This is a genomic window from Mesorhizobium sp. P2_A8, from assembly GCF_056404935.1.
Window position 1 is genome coordinate 380,665 of sequence record NZ_JBFUDB010000004.1, and the last position, 19,415, is coordinate 400,079.

Consider the following 19,415-nt stretch of genomic DNA (forward strand, 5'->3'; position numbering starts at 1 on the left):
ACTCGGCGCCGCGTTCAATGCAGATTGGCGACGCGTCGGACCTCGTCGGTGGCATACGCGTCACCAACCCTGAACCTGAGTGGCGCCGGCCTGCCGAACAGGTAGCCCTGCACCACTTCGCAGCCGGCCGCCCTGAGCAGCGTCGCCTGGCTTTCGGTCTCGACGCCTTCGGCGATGATGCTGACCCCGAGCGCGCGCGAAAGCCCGACGATGGTCGAGACAACCGCGCCGGAGCTTGAGTCTGTATCGAGGCGGCTGACGAAGGAGCGGTCGATCTTCAATTTGCCGAACGAGAAGTCGATCAGGTAGCTCAGATTGGAATAGCCGGTGCCGAAATCGTCGACGGCAACCGAGATACCCATGTCCGCCAGCTCCTTGAGGATCGTGGCGGCGCGGTCGCGGTCTTGCATCATCGCTGTCTCTGTGACTTCCAGTTCCAGCCGCGACGGCTTGATGCCAGTGCTCGTCATGGTGTCGCGCACGATACCGACGAAGTCCTTGGTCATGAACTGCACGGGCGAGATGTTGACGGCGACGAAGCAGTCGTCGGGCAGATGACGGGCGTCACTGCAGGCCTTGCGTAGCACCCATTCGCCGATCGGACCGATCATGCCGGTTTCCTCGGCGATCGGGATGAACTCCATCGGCGGGATCATGCCGCGTTCGGGATGCCGCCAGCGGATCAGCGCTTCATAACCGACGATGCGGCCGGTGGGGAGATCGAGCTGCGGCTGGTAGTGAAGATCGAAGTCGCCGCGCTCGAAGGCAATGTGCAGCTCGGACTCGACCCACTGGCGGTGGTCGGCGACCCTGCCCATTTCTGCGTGGAAGACCGACCAATTGCCGACGCCACTGGCGCGCGCATTCTGCAGCGCCAGATTGGAGCGGCGCAGGATGAGGACCGGATCGACGCCGTCCTTTGGCATCGCCACGATGCCCACCGACAGGCTGACCGATTGCAGGTGCGTGCTGAGCCCATAGGGCTCCATCATCTCGTCGATGAGCCTCTCGATGGCGCTTTCCAGCGACCCTTGCACCTGATTGTCAGGGAGCAGGACCGCGAATTCACCGGCGCCGATGCGTCCGATTATCGCGCGTTGCGGCACGCAGGTCTTCAATCGCTTGGTGAAGGCCCGGATCAACTCGTCGCCCTGGCTGTAGCCGATGGCGTCGTTGATCTGCTTGAACCGATCGATGTCGATGTCGATGAGGAACATCGGCTCGCCGGTCCGGCTTGTCGCACAGGCCGCTTCGGCAATCTTGCCGACCATCGCCGGACGCGCCAGCAGGCCGGTCAGCTTGTCGAAATGGGTTTCCTCGAAGACGAAATCCGCCGATTCATCGACGCCGGCGAAGAAGGACATCGCGGCTACCGACGCCGCCAGGGCGCAAAGGGCGGCCATCATGGCGACCATCATATCCGCCGGTATGCCGGCGAAACCATCGCCGAGACCGTGCTTCAAGCCCCAGAGTCCGAGGACGAAACTGCCAATACCCGAGCTTGCTATGGTGAGCAGCCGGAATACCGGTGTTCGCTTCGGGTTGCTGACGGCGGGCATTGAAGGTCCCCAGAGTACAGGCCCTTCTAGCGGATATATCCTTAAAATGAGTTTCCGCGAAAGCGTCCAATTTTATTGGACCTGAAGTATTTCTTGAGCGGACTAAAGCGCGTCGCGTTGAAACGGAATCAGTCGACGCCCTTTAAGCTTCTGTTTTATGCATGTCGTGGTCCCAAAACCGCTGCGCACTTTTGGGCGACGTGCATTAGTCTCGCCCGCCATCGGTCTGCTTCAATTCATCGAGCGTTGGCATGGAAACAATGTGATAGCCGGAATCGACATAATGGATTTCGCCGGTGACGCCGGAAGACAGGTCGGACAACAGATAGAGCGCGGAACCGCCGACCTCGTCGATGGTCACGGTGCGCCGCAGCGGCGAGTTGCGCTGCTGGTAGGAGAACATATGGCGCGCATCGGAAATCCCGGCGCCGGCGAGCGTGCGCACCGGTCCGGCCGATATGCCGTTCACCCGGATGCCGCGCGGACCGTAGTCGTTGGCGAGGTAGCGCACACTGGCTTCCAGCCCGGCCTTGGCGACGCCCATGACATTGTAGTTCGGCATGACACGGACCGAACCCGCATAGGTCAGCGTGATCATCGATCCGCCGCCCTGCATCAAGGCGGCGGCATGGCGGGCGATCTCGGTGAAGGAATAACAGGAGATCACCATGGTGCGGACGAAATTGTCACGGCTGGTGTCGGCGTAGAGCCCCTTCAGTTCGTTCTTGTCGGAAAAGCCGATGGCGTGGACGACGAAATCCAGCCCGCCCCAGGCGTTGCCCAGGGTCTCGAACGTGGCCGCCACCGAAGCGCTGTCCTCGACGTCGCATGGCACGACCAGCGAGGCATCGAGCTTGTCGGCGAGCGGTTTGACCCGGCGCCCGAAGGCGTCGCCTTGATAGGTGAAGGCAAGCTCCGCCCCATGTTCGGATAATTTCCGGGCGATACCCCAGGCGATCGAATGATCGTTGGCGACACCCATGACAAGCCCGCGCTTGCCCTTCATCAATCCGTCCATGGCCGCCAATCCTTATACAAAAACGCTGGCCTTATGCGGAATAGCGCTGGAAAACGAGCGTTGCGTTGGTGCCACCGAAGCCGAACGAATTCGACAAAACAGTGTCGATCTTGGCGTTGTCGATGCGCTTTCGCACGATCGGCATGCCCTCGAATTCGGGGTCGAGGGTTTCGATATGGGCGCTTTCGCCGATGAAACCGCCCTGCATCATCAGGATCGAGTAGATGGATTCCTGCACGCCGGCAGCACCCAGTGAATGGCCGGTCAGCGATTTCGTCGACGTGATGTACGGCATCTTTTCGCCGAACACCTCGCGGATAGCGCCCATCTCCTTGGAGTCGCCCACCGGCGTCGACGTGCCGTGAGTGTTGATGTAATCGACCGGCGCGGAAATCGTCGCCATTGCCTGGCGCATGCAGCGGACCGCGCCTTCGCCGGATGGCGCCACCATGTCGTAGCCGTCCGAGGTCGCGCCGTAGCCGACGATCTCGGCGTAGATCTTGGCGCCGCGCGCCTTGGCATGCTCCAGTTCTTCCAGCACCAGCACGCCGGCGCCGCCGGCGATGACGAAGCCATCGCGATCGGCGTCATAGGCGCGCGAGGCGGCGGATGCCCGCTCGTTGAATTTCGAGGACATGGCGCCCATGGCGTCGAACAGATCCGACATCGTCCAGTCGAGATCCTCGTGACCGCCGGCAAAGACGATATCCTGCTTGCCCCACTGGATCAGTTCGTAGCCATTGCCGATGCAATGCGCCGAGGTCGAGCAGGCCGACGAGATCGAGTAGTTGACGCCGTGGATCTTGAACCAGGTGGCAAGCGTTGCCGATGCGGTCGACGACATCGCCTTCGGCACCGCGAACGGACCGATGCGCTTGGGGCTGCCGTTCTTCAGGGTGATTTCGGCCGCTTCGACGATGGTGCGGGTGGAGGGTCCGCCCGATCCCATGACGATGCCGGTGCGCTCATTGGTGACGTCGCTCTCGCCGAGGCCCGCATCCGCGATAGCCTGATCCATGGCGACGTGGTTCCAGGCGGCACCTTTCGACAGGAAGCGCATCGCACGGCGATCGATCATGGCGGATGGATCGAGCGTCGGCGCTCCCCAAACCTGGCAGCGGAAGCCATGTTCGGCGAAGGAATCGGAGAAGCTGATGCCGGATCGGGCGTCATGCAGCGAGGCCTGCACCTCGTTGGCATTGTTGCCAATCGACGACACGATGCCGAGGCCTGTGACTACGACACGTCTCATTCGCAACTCCTTCCAGGGGGCCGGCAGGGATGCCGGTCAGCCAACCGCCGACTGCTTGGACAGACCGACCTTCAAATCCGTAGCCGCGTATATGGGTTCGCCATCCGCCTTCAGCCAGCCATCGGCGATGCCGAGCACCAGCCGGCCACGCATCACGCGCTTGAAATCGATCCCATACTCGACCTTCTTCACCGAGGGCGTCACCATGCCCTTGAATTTGACCTCACCGGTCGACAGCGCCATTCCCTTGCCGGGTTCGCCGAGCCAGCCGAGATAGAAGCCCGTCAATTGCCACATGGCGTCGAGGCCGAGGCACCCCGGCATGATCGGATTGCCGATGAAATGGCAGGCAAAGAACCACAGGTCCGGCTTGATGTCGAATTCCGCGCGGATGAACCCCTTGTCGAAGGCGCCGCCTGTCTCGCTGATCTCGGTGATGCGGTCGAACATCAGCATGGGCGGATAGGGAAGCTGGGCGTTGCCCGGTCCGAACAGTTCGCCGCGGGCGCAGGCCAGCAATTCGTCATAGTCGTAGCTGGATTTCGAACCCGCCATCAATCTCGTCCCCATATCGTTCCGGGCTATCGGGTGCCCTTGTCGTTGGTTTCCTAACACAATCTGTTTCAGGCCGGAAACCGGCGTTTGCGCTTAACCTGCTCGGTTGTCCGGGTCAATGCGCGCTATTGATCGCTTTCGGACGACAGAATATATGTCAGCAGAGGTCCGGTTTCGGCAGACGTTCATTTTTTTGCCATTCTGGGCGTGTCTTGGGGCGGAACTGTGGGGTTCGACGAGAAGATGGACCTGGACGGTCGGAAGGAAAATGTCGCTGTGGACAAGCGGGTCCGTGAAGCCGGCCTGAGGCCGACACGCCAGCGTATTGCGCTGGCCGACCTGCTTTTCGCCAAGGGCGACCGTCATTTGTCGGCCGAGGAACTGCACGAGGAGGCGGTCGCCGCCGGCGTGCCGGTGTCGTTGGCCACCGTCTACAACGCCCTCCACCAGTTCACCCAGGCGGGCCTGTTGCGCATCCTCGCCGTCGAGGGCGCGAAGACCTATTTCGACACCAACACCTCCGATCACCACCATTTCTACATCGAAGGCGAAAACCGCATATTTGACATCGACAGCGGTCCGGTGACGGTTGCCAACCTGCCGGAGCCGCCAGAGGGGATGGAGATCGCCAATGTCGATATCGTGGTGAGGCTGCGCCCAAAACGCCGCGAATGACCGGCGAGGGATGAAATCCCTCGATCCGGCTTTCAGGACACCTATCTCGGCCACATCGGGCGCTGATCCACGACCGCGATCTTTGGCACGGAACGATCTTGGTCAAAGGGTCTAAAAATCAGTCCTTGACCCGTTCGCCGGGATAGGCGCCCCAGACAAGCGACTGGGCGAGCCAGCCAGTGTGGCCGTCGAACGTCATTTCGCACCACTGGCCGTCGCAGGACTTGATCGTGCCCATGACGCCCGGCTCGACCATCGCGACCACCCTTGCATCCTTTTCGGGGCTGTTGAGAAGGTTGACCTGGGCGTCCTTGCCGCGCTGCCATGGGGCGACGATTGCCGTGCGCCGACCGGAAAGCAGCGACTGGTTGATCCAGCCCTCCGAACCGTCGGCATCGCGCACGCGGCGCCATGTATCGAATTCCTGGATGATCTCCATCGGCAGGCCAGCCTTCATATACATCCAGTCGACCGAGTAGTTGGCGCCGGGGCCGACGCGCGAGTTGACGCGGCCGGATTTCAGGCTGACGAATCGCGGCAGCGGCAGACCGCTCGGGCCGAGCGTGATGACGCTCTGGGCAGGGGCCGCCGCACTCTGCGCCGCGGCAAGCGGAGAATAAAGCAGAGCGCCGATAAATGCTGCGCTGAGGGTCAGGCGAAGCGACGCGAAACCAGACACTTTCATTCCTTTCGGCGCTTGCCTTGGCGCCCCTTTTTCTTTGTCTTCGGCGGCACCGCTTGTTACATGGGGTAATCGGCACCGCGACCGGCTTTCAGTTTCGCCGGTCTTGGTTAAAGAGGTCTCAACGAGATCGGGGTACGAGGAAACAATGGCAGGCAAAAAGAAGCCTCTCGTCGTCATCACGCGAAAGCTGCCCGACCCGGTCGAGACCCGCATGCGTGAACTGTTCGATGCCCGGCTGAATGTCGAGGACAGGCCGATGACGCAGCCGGAACTGGTTGCGGCGGTCAAGGAAGCCGACGTGCTGGTGCCGACGGTGACCGACCAGATCGACGCCGCGCTGATCGCCCAGGCCGGCGACAATCTTAAGCTGATCGCCAATTTCGGCAATGGCGTCGACAAGATCGATGTCTCGGCGGCGGCCAAGAAGGGCATCACCGTCACCAACACGCCCAATGTGCTGACCGAGGACACCGCCGACATGACCATGGCGCTGATGCTGGCGGTGCCGCGGCGGCTGGTGGAAGGCGCCAACGTGCTCACCGGCGACAAGAAATGGGCCGGCTGGTCGCCGACCTGGATGCTTGGCCGGCGCATCTGGGGCAAGCGGCTCGGCATAGTCGGCATGGGCCGCATCGGCACCGCGGTCGCCAGACGGGCCAAGGCCTTCGGCCTGTCGATCCACTATCACAACCGCCATCGCGTGCTGCCGGCCGTGGAAGACGGGCTGGAGGCGACCTATTGGGAAAGCCTCGACCAGATGCTGGCCCGCATGGATATCATTTCGGTCAATTGCCCCTCGACGCCCGCGACCTTCCATCTGCTTTCGGCGCGGCGGCTGGCGCTGCTGCAGCCAACGGCCTATATCGTCAACACCGCACGCGGCGACATCATCGACGAAGAAGCGCTGGTCAAGTTGATCCAGGACGGCAAGCTCGCCGGGGCCGGCCTCGACGTCTACGAGCACGAGCCGGCACTGAACGGCAAGCTGCTGAAGCTCGCCGCCAAGGGCAAGGTCGTGCTTCTGCCGCATATGGGCTCGGCGACGCTCGAAGGCCGCATCGACATGGGCGAAAAGGTCATCATCAACATCCGCGCATTCGTCGACGGCCACCGCCCGCCGGATCGCGTGCTGCCGCTTAGAGTATGATCCCGAAAAGTGCAGACTGGTTTTCTCGGACAAACGGAAACCGTTTGTCCAGAGACCATGCTCAAACAAAGGGATAGAGCCCATCCCGATTCCATCGGGATGGAACAGATCCAGAAGCCGATGCTATCGAAGCACGGCGTTCGTGGCTTTTTCGAATGAAAGTCCGGGCTTACGAAAGCACCTTGCGCAGGGTGATCGAGGTCGGCTTGAGGTAGCCCTCATGGGCCGTCCGTTCGGTCTCGTGAAAGCCGAAGCGCGCAAAGGCCGCATGGTTCCCGGTCAGTTCGATCCGCGTCTGAAGCTCGACCGCAGCCTTGCCGCGGCTGCGGGCAAGATCTTCGACCGCCTGCATCAGCCGTCGGCCAATGCCTTGTCCCTGACAAGCCGGCGCGACGGCGAGCTTGCCGACATAATATTCCGTCCCCTTCTCAAGGGCAAAAACGCAGCCGACGATCTTGTCGCCGTTGAGCGCCACGAAGCCGGTCTCTCGCCGCGCCTTGTCCCGCAGAGTGTCGGCGGTCAGCAGGTGTGCTGACGATGGAGGGTCGATGACGCCGTCCATGGCGGCGAAGGCGTCCATGATCAGTGCCAGCACATCGTTCCAGCGGTCGAAATCGGCCGGGATCCGCGTGATGGAGGCAGGTTCGGTCGGGTCCACGGTCAGTTTCTCTTGTAGCGGATGGTCTCGAAGCGCGCGGCCAGCGCATCATAGAGCAGCAGCCGGCCGACCAGCGGCTCGCCAATGCCGGTGATCAGCTTGATCGCCTCCATCGCCTGCAGCGTGCCGACGACGCCGGTCAGGGCTCCAAGCACCCCGGCCTCGGCACAGGATGGCACCAGGCCAGGTGGCGGCGATTCCGGAAACAGATCGCGATAGCCCGGATTGGGCCTGCCGTCCTTGCCGTCTTCGAATGGCTTCAGCACGGTCACCGAGCCGTCGAAGCGTCCGACGGCGGCATGCACCAGCGGTCTCCTTTCGCTCGCGCAGGCGTCGGCAACGGCATAGCGGGTTTCGAAATTGTCGGAACCGTCGACGACAATGTCATAACGGGCGACGAGGGCAGGAGCGTTGTCAGTGCTCAGCCGGAATGGATGCGTCTCGACAATGGAGTTGGGGTTGATGCGCGCGATTGCCGCCTTGGCACTATCGGTTTTCAGCATGCCGACAGTGTCGGTGGCGTGAATGACCTGGCGCTGCAGATTGGACAGCGAAACCGTGTCATCGTCGACAACGCCGAGCGTGCCGACGCCGGCGGCGGCAAGATATTCGAGCACCGGCGCGCCCAGCCCGCCGGCGCCGATGACCAGAACCCGCGCCTGTTTCAGTCTCTGCTGGCCGGCGCCGCCGACCTCGGGCAGCACGATGTGGCGGGCATAGCGTTCGATCTCGTCGGCGGTCAGGGCGGCTGCGGTCATTGCCGGACCATATCGTGGCTGAAAAACCTTGTCAGGAGCCAATGCATGTCGCCCAAAAGTGTGAAGCGGTTTGCGGCAACGACATGCATAGGCAAAGATCAGTCCGTTGGCCCAACCGTGCCGTGGTCGACAGTCAGGAACTGCGCACGCCCCTTGAGACTGGAAAACAGCGCCGCATCGGTTCCGGTCATGAACGCCTGGCAGTTCAAGTCCTCGAGGATGGAGAACAGCGCCGCGCGCCGCCCGCCGTCGAGATGCGCAGCGATTTCGTCAAGCAGCAGGATTGGTGTCATGCCGGACATCTCGCCGGTCAGCCGGGCGTGCGACAGCACGATGCCGACCAGCAGCGCCTTCTGCTCGCCTGTCGAGCAGAGTTCGGCCGGCATCGCCTTGGGACGGTGCCGAACCACCAGGTCCGAACGGTGCGGGCCGTCGAGCGTGCGCCCGGCGGCGCGGTCGCGGTCACGGCCGTCGGCAAGCGTTTGGCGGAACCGCTCCTCGACATCGACTGCCGGCGCGCTGGCGACCTCCGCCTCCAGGTCACCCGAAAGGCCGATATCGGCCTGCGGAAACGGTCCGGTATCGGGCAGCTTGTCGATCATCGCGGCCAGCAGGCGCACCATCTCGGCGCGTGCGGCAGCAATCGCCACGCCGGTTTCGGCCATTTGTGTCTCGATCGCGTCGAACCAGCGGTCGTCTCGGGATCCTTCGGTAAGCAATCGGTTACGGCCACGCATAGCCTTCTCGTAGTCGATCGCACGCTGGCCGTGGCCGGGGTCGATCGCCAGCACCAGCCGGTCGAGAAAGCGCCGGCGATCTGCGGCCGGGCCGGTGAACAGCGCGTCCATCGCCGGTGTCAGCCACACCACGCGCAGCCATTCCAGCATGTCCTCGGCCGAACGCGCAGAAGCCCCGTTGATACGCACTCGCCTGCCGCCTTCGCCGACACTGTCGCCACCCGAAATGCCCGTACCGATCTCGACATGGCCGTCGGGACCGTCGAGCCGCGCGTGCAGGGCAAAGCCGCCGTCGCCGCCCTCGCGCGCGACATCCGCGTAAGGCGCGCGGCGCAAGCCCCGCCCTGGCGTCAGCAAGGAGATCGCTTCGAGGAGGTTCGTCTTGCCGGCGCCGTTGTCGCCGGAAAAAACCACGGCACCCGGCGCCAGGTCGATCGCTAGCCCCGCGTAGTTGCGGAAGTTAGTAAGCGTAAGCTTACTTATGTGAGTCTGTGCCGGCAACCGCTATCCGCCTATAGGGCGGTTCGTCGTTTCATGGAAACGTTGAACCGCTCTATCTCCTTGTTTTGATGCAATTCCGGACGAAAACCCGTTTCACGCTGGAATTGCTCTGGAAGTCGCCGAAACCATCCTTCCGCCCATCCTGTCGCGGAGCCGGATTGATGACGCAGCGTCGGCTACACCCGCATCGGCATCAGCACGTAGAGCGCGGTCTCGTCGGCCATGTCGTGGATCAGCGTCGGCGAACCGGCGTCGGCCAGCATGAATTTGGCTTCCGTGCCGGTCAGCTGCGCGGCAACGTCGAGCAGGTACTTGGCGTTGAAGCCGATCTCGATCGGATCGGACGAATAGTCGGCGGCCAGTTCCTCGGTGGCGCTGCCTGAATCCGGATTGTTGACCGCAAGCGTCACCTGACCCTCGCTGATCGAAAGCTTCACCGCCCGGCCGCGTTCGGAAGAGATGGTCGAGACGCGATCGACGGCGGCAGCGAAACTCTGGCGGTCGATGATCAGCCGCTTGTCGTTGCCGGTCGGAATGACCCGCTGATAGTCCGGGAAGGTGCCGTCGATCAGCTTCGAGGTCAAAACCACGCTGCCGATGGTGAAACGGATCTTGGTGTCCGACAGTTCCGTGGTGACCGCGACATCCGGATCGTCGACCAGCTTCTGCAGCTCGCTCACCGTCTTGCGCGGAATGATGATCCCGGGCATGCCCTCGGACCCCGCTGGCGCGTCGATCTCGGCGCGCGCCAGACGGTGGCCGTCGGTCGCCACCGAGCGCAGCTTCAGCTTGCCGCCGACCTCATGCGTGTGCAGGTAGATGCCGTTCAGATAATAGCGCGTCTCTTCGGTGGAGATGGCGAACTGGGTCTTTTCGATCAGGCCTTTCAGGGCAACCGAGTCGAGACGGAAGATATGCGAGAAGGATCCGGCCGAAAGCTCGGGGAAGTCGGATTGCGGCAGGCACTGGAGGCGGAAGCTCGAACGGCCGGACGTCACCGTCATGGCGTTGCCGTCCTCGTCCGTCTTCAGCATCACCTCGGCGCCATCGGCGAGCTTGCGCACGATGTCGTAGAGCAGATGTGCCGGAACCGTCGTCGCCCCGCCGCGCTCCACCTTGGCCGGCGTTGCTTCCGTCACCTCGAGGTCGAGGTCGGTCGCCTTCATTTCGAGGCTGGCGCCCTCGGCGCTGAGCAGCACGTTGGACAGGATCGGTATGGTGTTGCGCCGCTCGACCACACGGTGGACGTGGTTGAGCGACTTGAGGAGATTTGACCGTTCCAGGATAACACGCATGACGAAACAGGCTCGCTTGAATGAATGACGGGTCACCAGTAAGCGGTGCCCCGCGAAAGGTCTGAACAGGCTCAGAATCTGCGTAAACTGACAGGAAAAAACCAGCAAACGCAAGCCCGCGCCACCGGTTCGGTCCGGCTACGCGGGCTTTCTGGGGATAAAGGCCATGAAGTCCGCGAGCCGATGTCGTAAAACCGAAATTCGGATCGCTGCCAGACGCCGCCACGAGCCCATTCAAGATCCAGGGTCGCACCAGCAAGTCCTTGAATTCCGGTGCTGTTCCGGTTCGGTCTTCCCCAGGTCGGTCAGGCCTGGTCGTTGATCAACCGCCTCAAGAGCTCAAGCTCCTGTGCCAGCGTGTTGTCGTTGCCGGAAAGGTCCTCGATCTTGCGCACGGCGTGCAGAACCGTGGTGTGATCGCGGCCGCCGAAACGGCGTCCGATCTCGGGCAGCGAGCGCGGTGTCATCACTTTCGACAGGTACATGGCGACCTGCCGCGGCTTGACGATGGTGCGCGTGCGCCGGTTGGACAGCAACTCGGTTTTCGACACGTTGTAGTGGCGCGCGACGATGCGCTGGATGTCCTCGATGCGGACCCGTTTCGGCTCGCCGGTGCGATAGATGTGGCCGAGGATCTCGTCGATCCGATCGATGGTGATCTGCGGTTCGAAGGACTGGCGAAACAGCAGCTGATTGAAGGCGCCTTCCAGCTCGCGTCCGCTGCCGGTCACGGTGCGGGCGACGTGATTGAGGATCTCCTCCGAAATATTGAGCGATGCGTCATCGACCCTGGCAGTGGCAAGGCGCAGTTTGAGCATGCCAAGGCGCATGACGAAATCGGGCGCCGACATTTCAAGCGCGACCCCGCCATTGAGCCGCGAGCGGACCCGCGGTTCGAGCGATTCCAGTTCCGAAGGCGGCCGGTCGGCGGCAACGACGACTTGCTTGGCGCTGTCGAGCAACATGTTGATCAGATGGCAGAATTCATGCTGGATCGACTTGCCCTGCAGGAACTGCATGTCGTCGATGATGAGCAGGTCGATGTCGCGCAGCTGTTCCTTGAGCGTCAGCGCATTGTTGTCACGGATCGCGGTGGCAAAGCGCCACATGAAATACTCGGCCGTGAGATAGACGACGCGCGACTTGGGGTTCTGCTTCAGCGATTCCGCGGCGATCGCCTGCAACAGGTGTGTTTTGCCGAGCCCGACGGTTGCGTGAAGGAAAAGCGGATTGAAGCGCACTGCGCTCGATTGCGATTCCGCCACTGCCTTGGCGGCGGCGAAGGCCACCCGGTTCGACGGTCCCTCGATGAAGGAGCCGAATGTGTAGCGCGGATCAAGCGGCGAGCCGAGCACATTGTGCCGGAATTCGCTCTCGACCGGTGTGCCCGGACGCGGAGCCGGGGCACGCTCTGTCCGGCCGGGGCTGACGGTGCCGGCGGCGAGCGCCGTCTGCGTCTGCCGCGTCATCTTGGCTCGCGCAGGGATTACTTCCGGCTCGGCCTGGCTGCGCCCCTGGCGCGTCGCCGTGCGCACGACGATCTCGATCTTGAGGAGATCGGGATCCTCCTGCTTCCACAGCTCGGAGATGAGGTCGAGATAGTGACCGTTGATCCATGAGCGCAGGAAGGCGGTGGGCACCGAGATGCGGATGATGCCCTTGGAAGCCTCCGCGACCTTCATGCGGCCGAACCAGCTCGAGTAAACTTCGGTTCCCAGACGCGCCTTCAACTGGGTCTTGACCCTGTCGAATCTCTGTTCCGCGTCGCTGGAGACCACCATGTCGTTTGCTCCGATCAAAGTTCCAGGAAATGGGAGGTCGCCCGTAAGCTCCCGTTCGATGCCGCTCTGCATTGTCTTTTCCTTGTCCTTCCGTACCTGTTTCCACCGGGGATGCGCCTCCTGCATCCGTGTTCCGGCACCTGCGCCTTCGCTACGATGCCTGCTGCCGCCGCCGGCAGATGACATCGCCAATATCGGGGGGAAACCGGTACCGGCCCATCGAAGCCAGTCCGCGTTGGGTATGTCAGGGCAATACAACACCGTCCGGCGAAAAGTGCGCCGGCGCGCCGTCTACCTGCCATGTCTAGTTACGCCCGTCCCCTACCGTATCGAAAAAGACAAACCAAGCCCGTCCACGGACTTGATCCGCGTCGCAAATCCCGCCAATTTAAGCTGGCCGTTTCAGGCTGGGTTAAGGGCCGGAGCCCGTCCCTTTCGATAGACCGACATTACCGAAATCGCTGTGGATAGGGCAAGGGCGGGACTAACTGATTTTTAAGGAATCTGGTTACTGGAGGCCGGTTCGGGTGGCGTGCCGCAACGGCACATTTTAACAAAGCCATTGTGATTCAAACTCTTTTCCGGCGAATATGAAAAAGCCGGCACGGGTTGAAATTTTATGAAATAATTCGCTTGACAGCCACTTGTCCCCCATCGCTCCGGCTCGATGTGAACAAGCTGTGGATGACTGTCTGTAACTATCTGAAAAATAGACGTTATTTATGAGTGTCGAGTTTTTTCCGGAGAACCCTTTTCAGGGATACCGGCGATCAACCAGCATGGCTGTGCCGGCAAAGCATTTCGAACCGTGAAATCCGCGTTGGGCGCCGTTTCCGAGTATTCTTTTTAAGTACTTGCCGGCAAAAGAAAAAACCCGGCACAATCGGCCGGGTTCGAAGAACGTCAGTCCAGGAAAGGGATGTCAGGCAGACAGTACCTTAACCCGCTGGGCCAGTCGCGACACCTTGCGGGACGCCGTGTTCTTGTGGATCACGCCCTTGGTTGCGGCGCGCATCAATTCCGGCTCCGCGATCTTGAAGGCAGCCTGCGCGGCAGCCTTGTCACCGGAGGCAAGTGCCTCTTCGACCTGACGGATATAGGTGCGGACGCGCGAGCGGCGGTTCTTGTTGATCGCTGCGCGGCGTACGATCTTGCGCGTTGCCTTTTTGGCCGAGGATGTATTGGCCATGATGCCTCTCTTCTGATCTGGTGGGCGCATGCGGGATGCCGCAGGGCGCAAAAAACAAACGGGCAGCCACGGGGCCGCCTCGGTTGGTGCGGCTTATAGTTCAGCTTTTCCGGCGCGTCAACGCTGCCCGGCCTTCTTTTTGGCGGCCATCCGACTGACGTCAACGGTTGGTGAAATTCGGCTTCCGCTTCTCGGCGAAGGCCGCCATGCCTTCCTTCTGGTCATCGAGTGCGAACAGCGAGTGGAACAGTCGGCGCTCGAACCGCAATCCCTCGGCAAGGGTCGTCTCGAAGGCGCGATTGACAGCTTCCTTCGCCATCATCACCGATGGCATCGAGAAGTCGGCGATCTTGGCTGCCGCCTTCAGCGCCTCCTCGACGAGTTCGCCGGCAGGCACGACCCGCGACACCAGGCCCGAACGCTCGGCTTCCGCTGCATCCATCATCCGCCCGGTCAGGCACATGTCCATCGCTTTCGACTTGCCGACGAAGCGGGTCAGCCGTTGCGACCCGCCCATGCCTGGAATAACGCCGAGTGTGATTTCGGGTTGGCCGAATTTGGCCGTGTCGGCGGCAATGATGAAATCGCACATCATCGCCAGTTCGCAGCCGCCGCCAAGCGCATAGCCGGCCACCGCCGCGATGACGGGCTTCCGCGCCCGCGTAAACTCTTCCCAGCCGACGAAGAAGTCCTGCAGAAAGGCGTCGGCATAGGAGATCGACTGCATCTCCTTGATGTCGGCGCCTGCGGCGAAAGCCTTTTCGGAACCGGTGATGACCATGGCGCCGATGCCGGCATCGGCGCCGAAGCCATTCACGGCCGCCACCAGTTCGGCCAGAATCTGGGAGTTCAGCGCATTGAGCGCCTGCGGCCTGTTCAGCGTGATAAGCCCGACCTTGCCGCGCGTCTCGGTGATGATCGTCTCATAGGCCATGACTGCTTCTCCTCACTGTGCCATCGTCTAGCTTACCGCTGACATGTCCGGCAATAGAAGGTCGATCGCCCGCTCTGCACGATCCGCTCGATGTGGCCGCTGCAGCCGGGTTTCGAGCAAGGCTCGCCCTCACGGTCGTAGACGGCGAAGGAATGCTGGAAGTAGCCCAGCGACCCATCGGTCTGCATATAGTCCCTGAGCGAGGATCCGCCGGCCGCGATCGCATCTGATATCACCGAGCGAATGGCCTCGGCGAGGCGTTCGCTTTGGGCCTGGGCCTTCTTGCCGGGCTTTGCGATCGTGCCCGCCTCGCGCAGCGGCGACAGGCTGGCGCGCCATAGCGCCTCCGACACATAAATATTGCCGAGCCCGGCGATCAGTCTCTGGTCGAGAAGCGCTGCCTTCAACGGTGATCGCCGCCCTTTCATCAATGAGGCAAGCAGCGCGCCGTCCAATGTGTTGCCCGTTGGCTCGACGCCGAGCCCGGCCAGCATCGGATGGACGTCCGGCGGCCCCTCGGCAAACAACATGAAGCCGAAGCGGCGCGGATCATTGAAGATCACGCGGGAACTGGCGCCGGCCGGCGATACGACATGGAAGACGACGTGGTCGTGACTGGAGCTCTTCGAGCGGTCGTGCTGGAAGACGCCCGGCATGTCGCTGCCATCCGCGGTCTCGATGCGGAATGAACCTGACATGCCGAGATGGCAGATCAGCATCGGACCGCCTTCAAGGTCCATCGTCAGATACTTGGCCCGGCGGCCGAGCGCGGTGACCGTCTTGCCGGTCAGCCGCTGCGAGAATTTCTCGGGAAATGGAAAGCGCAGATCCGGTCGGCGCGCCTCCACACGGGTGATGGTGGCACCTTCCAGAACCGGCTGCAGCCCGCGCCGGACCGTTTCGACCTCCGGCAATTCAGGCATGGCCGCCAATCGCTGTATAGAAAGACGTGCCGTGACGGCCGCGCGCCAACCCAAGATGCTCGGCCACGGTTTCACCGATGTCGGCGAATGTCGTCCTCAGCCCGATGTCGCCGCCCGTGAAACCCGGTCCGGTACCGATCACCGGAATGCGTTCACGCGTATGGTCGGTACCGCGCCATGTCGGATCGTTGCCGTGATCGGCCGTCAGGATGAGAAGATCGCCCTGCCGCAGCCTTGCAAATGCCTCCGGCAGTCGCAGGTCGAAGGCTTCGAGTGCCGCGGCATAGCCGGCGACGTCACGGCGATGCCCGAATTCCGTGTCGAAGTCGACGAAATTGGCGAAGACGAGGTCGCCGTTGTCAGCATCATCCATCGCGCCCAGCGCCTCGTCGAACATGGCCATGTTGCCTGCCCCCTTGCGCACTTGCGAAATTCCGCGATGGGCGAAGATGTCGCCGATCTTACCGACGGCGATGACGCGGCTGCCACGCGCCGTCAGCCGATCGAGCAGGGTCGGCTCCGGCGGCGGTACGGCGTAGTCATGACGGTTGTAGGTTCGCTCGAAGGTAGCGGTGGTTTCCCCGACGAACGGCCGCGCAATCACCCTCCCGATCCTCAGCGGGTCAACCAGCCTGCGCACCACCTTGCAGAATTCATACAGCCGCTCGAGGCCGAAATGGGCTTCATGCGCGGCGATTTGCAGGACCGAGTCGACCGACGTGTAGCAGATCGGTTTGCCGGTACGGATGTGCTCTTCGCCGAACCGCTCGATGATTTCGGTGCCCGGCGCGTGACAGTTGCCGAGAATGCCCGGCACCTTGCCCTCGCGGATGATCGCCTCGGTCAGCGCTGCCGGAAAGGCAGGAACCGTATCCGGGAAATAGCCCCAGTCGAAAAGCACCGGCAGGCCGGCGATTTCCCAATGGCCCGACGGCGTGTCCTTGCCGCTCGAAACCTCTTGCGCCGCGCCGTGGAAGGCGGTGGCGAGCAGATCCGTCCCGCTGCTTGCGAAGCCCAGTCCAGTGGCGGTTTCGGCAGCCTTGCCAAGCCCGAGCGATCCCATGTAGGGGACAAACAACGGTCCGCTGCGAAGCCCTTCGCTATCCGCGCGGCCTTCGGCGCAGGCTTCCGCGATGTGCGCGAATGTATTGGCGCCGGCGTCGCCGTAGCGCTCGGCGTCGGCCGCGCCGCCGATGCCGAAGGAGTCCAGAACGAAGAGGAAAGCGCGCGCCATCGAATTGTTGCCAGTTTGAACGACCAGACATAGGGTTCCGCGACTTCATTGGCAATTCGGAAACCAAACGGCAACGGCCAGGCGTGATAGTCTAGTGGATGTCGCCCAAAAGTGCGCAGCGGTTTTGGGATAAACGACATGCACAACAGAGAATGGATGTCGCCCAAAAGTGCGCAGCGGTTTTGGGATAACGACATGCACAAAACGGCACAAATAGAGAATGCGTGTCGCAACGATGCGCCGGGCATGGGCATGGATCGAGGAAAGCAGACGGCGGTTCTGTCATGAGGGTTGCCTTGAAGGCGTATGCCGCTCTCTTGCTGGTGCAGGGCGCGCTCTGGTCCAATCCGGCGCATGCCGACTGGCGCGATGATATCGGCACGTTTCGCATTGGCATTGTTGCCGAGCCAGGCGCCGGCAACACCGTTCCAGGGCTGGCACGTTTGACCGATGCCTACACCAAGGCCCTGGGCATGAAGGTCGAGTTCGTCGTTGCCCGCGACTATGCAGCGCTGATCGAGGCGCAGGCCAACGCCCGCATCGAATACGCAATCTATTCGGCGACTGCCTATGCAACAGCGTCGCAACGCTGCGGATGTATCGAGCCGCTCGTCGCTCCGGTCGATTTTGACGGCGCCATCGGCATCCGCTCCGTTCTGCTGACCCGGGACGGCAAGCTGCCTGATCTGGCGGCATTGGCGGGCCATCGCATCGCAATGGCGCCTTCAGACAGCGTCGGCGGTTCTCTCTTGCCATTGGCGGCGTTGGCCGCGGAAGGCCGCAAGATTGCGGAAGATGCACCGTTTCTGGTCCATGCCGATTCGGCCGCTGCGGCGGAAACGATGCTGGTCGATGGCAAGGCCGATGGCCTGTTCGGCTGGGTGACGGCCGCTGCCGACGGCCGGCCGGAAGCATCGGGCACGCAGGCAAGGCTCGAAGCGGCAGGGCTTTCGGCGGCGGCACTTCAGGTCGTATGGACGTCGGGCCTGCTGAGATATGGCCCCCACGCGGTCCGCAGCGATCTCGACCCTGAAGCCAAGCGCCGGCTCACCGTGTTCCTAACCAACCTCAAGTCGATGACGCCAGATGTCTACGACCTCCTGGAAGCGAAGCATTCCGGTGGCTTCGCCGTCGTGACGCCCAAAGACTACGAGACGGCCGCTTCGGTCGTGCGCTTCATCTCGGGCAGTGGGTCGCAGCAGTAACGTGACGCGCTTCGGTTCTGCGTTTCCGTGAAGCGATGAACCGCCTGGCGGCCTCGGTTCAGCAGTCGCTGCAAGGGATCGTCACGCTCCGGCGGGGACGCAGATAATAGGTTTCGCCCATCGATATGTTGTTGAAAGCCGAGGTCAATCCAAGCTTCTGCTGGCTGCCCGCCGACCATGTGATGACCGGCGTGTAGCCGAGATTGCTGTCGACGCGGATAAGGAAGGTGCCGCCGACCCTGAGTGTTGTCGGAACCGTGGTGGTGGTAGGGCCAGCGCTGGCGACGCCATTGACCAGCTTGCGCGACCACACCACCTGCACCAGCGGCGTTGCGTCGGTCGTGACTTGAATTGCCGTCACGGTGATGCTCGGCGTCGAGCGGTTGTAGGGCTGAAGGGTGACGGTGCCGATCTGCATGATGGCGTCGATATCCGCCTTGACGATGGTTGGCTGCTGCGTGATCAGATCAGCCACCATACTGCCGATACGACTGACCTTCTTGCTGGTCTCGATGGCCTGAGACGCCTCCATGGTCACGAAATACATGATCAGCAGAAGAGGCATGATCAAGGCGAATTCGACTGCCGCGATACCACGGCGGTCGGACCAGAACCGGATTGCTTTCCGCCAAATTCCTGTAGTCCTGAGATGTGCCCCCGCACGCATCATGCCCATTGCCCTTTTTTCTTGTACTGCTCGTGAACCCGCCTCGAACTCAATTGTCGAACGGCTCGTTCTGCCAGGTCACCGATGCGAAATGCAGGGTCTTGTTGCCGCCCATGGACTGCGCCAACAGATCGGTCATGATCGGCCATTTGTAAAAGACCCGCAGCATGTTCCTCGATTCCGCCGGACCCGGCGCAACAGTAAAGGACTGTGTGGTGGCGCCGTTCGTCAGGATGACCTCACCGTTCTGGATCTTGAAGCCGGCCGAGGCCGCGGCGGCGAACGTCGCATATTGGCGGAGATCCACCATCAGCAGATTGGGGCAATCCTGGGAGACGATGATCTCCAGTTTGTCGCAGATCTTGTCCCTCAAACTGGTTCCGGCGACGTCGGACGGCCTCAACTGGCCGGTGCGCAGCTGGCGCGCGACATCATCGGTGATGTTGGCCATCACTTCCTGGCCGGCAAATGAGATGCAGCTTTCCAGAATGGCAAAGACAAGCAGCGCGAATGGAATTGCAAGGATTCCGAATTCGATTGCCGTGCTGCCGCGCCGGTCGCGAAGGAAGCGGGCAAAAAACCTTGGGCGTCTCGCCTTGTGCTCATCTGCCGAGCCGAATTCCTTGCTCATGTCTGATCCTG

The 19,415-nt window shown here is 62.2% G+C and carries 20 protein-coding genes; 4 read left to right on the forward strand and 16 right to left on the reverse strand.

The window, feature by feature from the left end; genetic code table 11:
* Positions 1–14 precede the first annotated feature (14 nt).
* The 4 genes from AC1D10_RS14295 to fabA all read right to left on the reverse strand — a co-directional run bounded on the left by AC1D10_RS14295 (position 15) and on the right by fabA (position 4,384).
* Positions 15–1,559 (reverse strand): putative bifunctional diguanylate cyclase/phosphodiesterase, encoded by a 1,545-nt coding sequence (locus AC1D10_RS14295; protein WP_477272711.1) that lies wholly within the window; start codon positions 1,557–1,559, stop codon positions 15–17.
* Positions 1,560–1,764: 205 nt separating this feature from the next.
* Positions 1,765–2,577 (reverse strand): enoyl-ACP reductase FabI, encoded by an 813-nt coding sequence (gene fabI / locus AC1D10_RS14300; RefSeq protein WP_477272713.1) that lies wholly within the window; start codon positions 2,575–2,577, stop codon positions 1,765–1,767.
* A gap of 31 nt (positions 2,578–2,608) precedes the next feature.
* Positions 2,609–3,829 (reverse strand): beta-ketoacyl-ACP synthase I, encoded by a 1,221-nt coding sequence (gene fabB, locus AC1D10_RS14305; protein WP_477272715.1) that lies wholly within the window; start codon positions 3,827–3,829, stop codon positions 2,609–2,611.
* 36 nt (positions 3,830–3,865) lie between these two features.
* The gene (fabA, locus tag AC1D10_RS14310) at positions 3,866–4,384 is read right to left on the reverse strand and encodes a 3-hydroxyacyl-[acyl-carrier-protein] dehydratase FabA (protein WP_477272717.1); all 519 of its coding nucleotides are present in this window, start codon (positions 4,382–4,384) and stop codon (positions 3,866–3,868) included.
* A 243-nt stretch (positions 4,385–4,627) separates the two neighbouring features.
* On the opposite strand from fabA, the gene irrA reads away from it, so the two are divergent.
* The gene (gene irrA / locus AC1D10_RS14315) at positions 4,628–5,059 is read left to right on the forward strand and encodes an iron response transcriptional regulator IrrA (protein WP_024503471.1); all 432 of its coding nucleotides are present in this window, start codon (positions 4,628–4,630) and stop codon (positions 5,057–5,059) included.
* 118 nt (positions 5,060–5,177) lie between these two features.
* On the opposite strand, the gene AC1D10_RS14320 is transcribed toward irrA, so the two are convergent.
* On the reverse strand, positions 5,178–5,738 hold the full coding sequence (locus tag AC1D10_RS14320) for an SH3 domain-containing protein (RefSeq protein WP_477272720.1): 561 nt from the start codon (positions 5,736–5,738) through the stop codon (positions 5,178–5,180).
* Positions 5,739–5,889: 151 nt separating this feature from the next.
* Between AC1D10_RS14320 and AC1D10_RS14325 the strand changes: the two genes are divergently transcribed.
* The gene (locus tag AC1D10_RS14325) at positions 5,890–6,891 is read left to right on the forward strand and encodes a 2-hydroxyacid dehydrogenase (protein WP_477272722.1); all 1,002 of its coding nucleotides are present in this window, start codon (positions 5,890–5,892) and stop codon (positions 6,889–6,891) included.
* Positions 6,892–7,060: 169 nt separating this feature from the next.
* On the opposite strand, the gene AC1D10_RS14330 is transcribed toward AC1D10_RS14325, so the two are convergent.
* The 9 genes from AC1D10_RS14330 to AC1D10_RS14370 form a co-directional block, all read right to left on the reverse strand.
* Positions 7,061–7,549: a GNAT family N-acetyltransferase gene (locus AC1D10_RS14330; protein ID WP_477272724.1), complete on the reverse strand. Its 489-nt coding sequence runs from the start codon at positions 7,547–7,549 to the stop codon at positions 7,061–7,063.
* 2 nt (positions 7,550–7,551) lie between these two features.
* Positions 7,552–8,307 (reverse strand): molybdopterin-synthase adenylyltransferase MoeB, encoded by a 756-nt coding sequence (locus AC1D10_RS14335; RefSeq protein ID WP_477272726.1) that lies wholly within the window; start codon positions 8,305–8,307, stop codon positions 7,552–7,554.
* 98 nt (positions 8,308–8,405) lie between these two features.
* Entirely contained in the window at positions 8,406–9,545 is a 1,140-nt protein-coding gene (gene recF / locus AC1D10_RS14340; protein ID WP_477272728.1) for a DNA replication/repair protein RecF, read from the reverse strand.
* 176 nt (positions 9,546–9,721) lie between these two features.
* A complete protein-coding gene (gene dnaN, locus AC1D10_RS14345) occupies positions 9,722–10,840 on the reverse strand; it encodes a DNA polymerase III subunit beta (protein ID WP_379106955.1) in 1,119 nt (372 codons plus the stop codon).
* Between the two features lie 305 nt (positions 10,841–11,145).
* Positions 11,146–12,693: a chromosomal replication initiator protein DnaA gene (dnaA, locus tag AC1D10_RS14350; protein ID WP_477272731.1), complete on the reverse strand. Its 1,548-nt coding sequence runs from the start codon at positions 12,691–12,693 to the stop codon at positions 11,146–11,148.
* Between the two features lie 850 nt (positions 12,694–13,543).
* Positions 13,544–13,810, reverse strand: a complete 267-nt coding sequence (gene rpsT / locus AC1D10_RS14355; protein ID WP_013533694.1) for a 30S ribosomal protein S20 — start codon at positions 13,808–13,810, stop codon at positions 13,544–13,546.
* Between the two features lie 160 nt (positions 13,811–13,970).
* Positions 13,971–14,744: an enoyl-CoA hydratase gene (locus tag AC1D10_RS14360; RefSeq protein ID WP_477272734.1), complete on the reverse strand. Its 774-nt coding sequence runs from the start codon at positions 14,742–14,744 to the stop codon at positions 13,971–13,973.
* 32 nt (positions 14,745–14,776) lie between these two features.
* Positions 14,777–15,667: a bifunctional DNA-formamidopyrimidine glycosylase/DNA-(apurinic or apyrimidinic site) lyase gene (mutM, locus tag AC1D10_RS14365; protein WP_477272736.1), complete on the reverse strand. Its 891-nt coding sequence runs from the start codon at positions 15,665–15,667 to the stop codon at positions 14,777–14,779.
* Entirely contained in the window at positions 15,660–16,901 is a 1,242-nt protein-coding gene (locus AC1D10_RS14370; RefSeq protein ID WP_477272738.1) for a phosphopentomutase, read from the reverse strand. The genes mutM and AC1D10_RS14370 overlap by 8 nt, the downstream gene beginning before the upstream one ends.
* Before the next feature lie 138 nt (positions 16,902–17,039).
* Between AC1D10_RS14370 and AC1D10_RS14375 the strand changes: the two genes are divergently transcribed.
* Both AC1D10_RS14375 and AC1D10_RS14380 read left to right on the forward strand, forming a co-directional pair.
* The gene (locus AC1D10_RS14375) at positions 17,040–17,189 is read left to right on the forward strand and encodes a hypothetical protein (RefSeq protein ID WP_477272740.1); all 150 of its coding nucleotides are present in this window, start codon (positions 17,040–17,042) and stop codon (positions 17,187–17,189) included.
* Positions 17,186–18,106, forward strand: a complete 921-nt coding sequence (locus AC1D10_RS14380; protein ID WP_477272742.1) for a phosphate/phosphite/phosphonate ABC transporter substrate-binding protein — start codon at positions 17,186–17,188, stop codon at positions 18,104–18,106. Before AC1D10_RS14375 ends, AC1D10_RS14380 begins: the two co-directional genes overlap by 4 nt.
* Positions 18,107–18,164: 58 nt before the next feature.
* On the opposite strand, the gene AC1D10_RS14385 is transcribed toward AC1D10_RS14380, so the two are convergent.
* Both AC1D10_RS14385 and AC1D10_RS14390 read right to left on the reverse strand, forming a co-directional pair.
* Entirely contained in the window at positions 18,165–18,776 is a 612-nt protein-coding gene (locus AC1D10_RS14385; RefSeq protein WP_477273111.1) for a TadE/TadG family type IV pilus assembly protein, read from the reverse strand.
* 46 nt (positions 18,777–18,822) lie between these two features.
* Positions 18,823–19,404 (reverse strand): TadE/TadG family type IV pilus assembly protein, encoded by a 582-nt coding sequence (locus tag AC1D10_RS14390; RefSeq protein ID WP_477272744.1) that lies wholly within the window; start codon positions 19,402–19,404, stop codon positions 18,823–18,825.
* Positions 19,405–19,415: the final 11 nt, after the last annotated feature.

Bases quoted from the DNA above. Each gene is read 5' to 3' on its own strand.
- AC1D10_RS14335 (WP_477272726.1), bottom strand. From the start codon at position 8,307: ATGACCGCAGCCGCCCTGACCGCCGACGAGATCGAACGCTATGCCCGC.
- AC1D10_RS14295 (WP_477272711.1), bottom strand. From the start codon at position 1,559: ATGCCCGCCGTCAGCAACCCGAAGCGAACACCGGTATTCCGGCTGCTC.
- AC1D10_RS14380 (WP_477272742.1), top strand. From the start codon at position 17,186: ATGAGGGTTGCCTTGAAGGCGTATGCCGCTCTCTTGCTGGTGCAGGGC.
- AC1D10_RS14375 (WP_477272740.1), top strand. From the start codon at position 17,040: ATGCACAACAGAGAATGGATGTCGCCCAAAAGTGCGCAGCGGTTTTGG.
- fabA (WP_477272717.1), bottom strand. From the start codon at position 4,384: ATGGCGGGTTCGAAATCCAGCTACGACTATGACGAATTGCTGGCCTGC.
- dnaA (WP_477272731.1), bottom strand. From the start codon at position 12,693: ATGCAGAGCGGCATCGAACGGGAGCTTACGGGCGACCTCCCATTTCCT.
- rpsT (WP_013533694.1), bottom strand. From the start codon at position 13,810: ATGGCCAATACATCCTCGGCCAAAAAGGCAACGCGCAAGATCGTACGC.
- fabB (WP_477272715.1), bottom strand. From the start codon at position 3,829: ATGAGACGTGTCGTAGTCACAGGCCTCGGCATCGTGTCGTCGATTGGC.
- AC1D10_RS14360 (WP_477272734.1), bottom strand. From the start codon at position 14,744: ATGGCCTATGAGACGATCATCACCGAGACGCGCGGCAAGGTCGGGCTT.
- irrA (WP_024503471.1), top strand. From the start codon at position 4,628: ATGGACCTGGACGGTCGGAAGGAAAATGTCGCTGTGGACAAGCGGGTC.
- dnaN (WP_379106955.1), bottom strand. From the start codon at position 10,840: ATGCGTGTTATCCTGGAACGGTCAAATCTCCTCAAGTCGCTCAACCAC.
- fabI (WP_477272713.1), bottom strand. From the start codon at position 2,577: ATGGACGGATTGATGAAGGGCAAGCGCGGGCTTGTCATGGGTGTCGCC.
- mutM (WP_477272736.1), bottom strand. From the start codon at position 15,667: ATGCCTGAATTGCCGGAGGTCGAAACGGTCCGGCGCGGGCTGCAGCCG.
- AC1D10_RS14325 (WP_477272722.1), top strand. From the start codon at position 5,890: ATGGCAGGCAAAAAGAAGCCTCTCGTCGTCATCACGCGAAAGCTGCCC.
- AC1D10_RS14390 (WP_477272744.1), bottom strand. From the start codon at position 19,404: ATGAGCAAGGAATTCGGCTCGGCAGATGAGCACAAGGCGAGACGCCCA.
- AC1D10_RS14370 (WP_477272738.1), bottom strand. From the start codon at position 16,901: ATGGCGCGCGCTTTCCTCTTCGTTCTGGACTCCTTCGGCATCGGCGGC.
- AC1D10_RS14385 (WP_477273111.1), bottom strand. From the start codon at position 18,776: ATGATGCGTGCGGGGGCACATCTCAGGACTACAGGAATTTGGCGGAAA.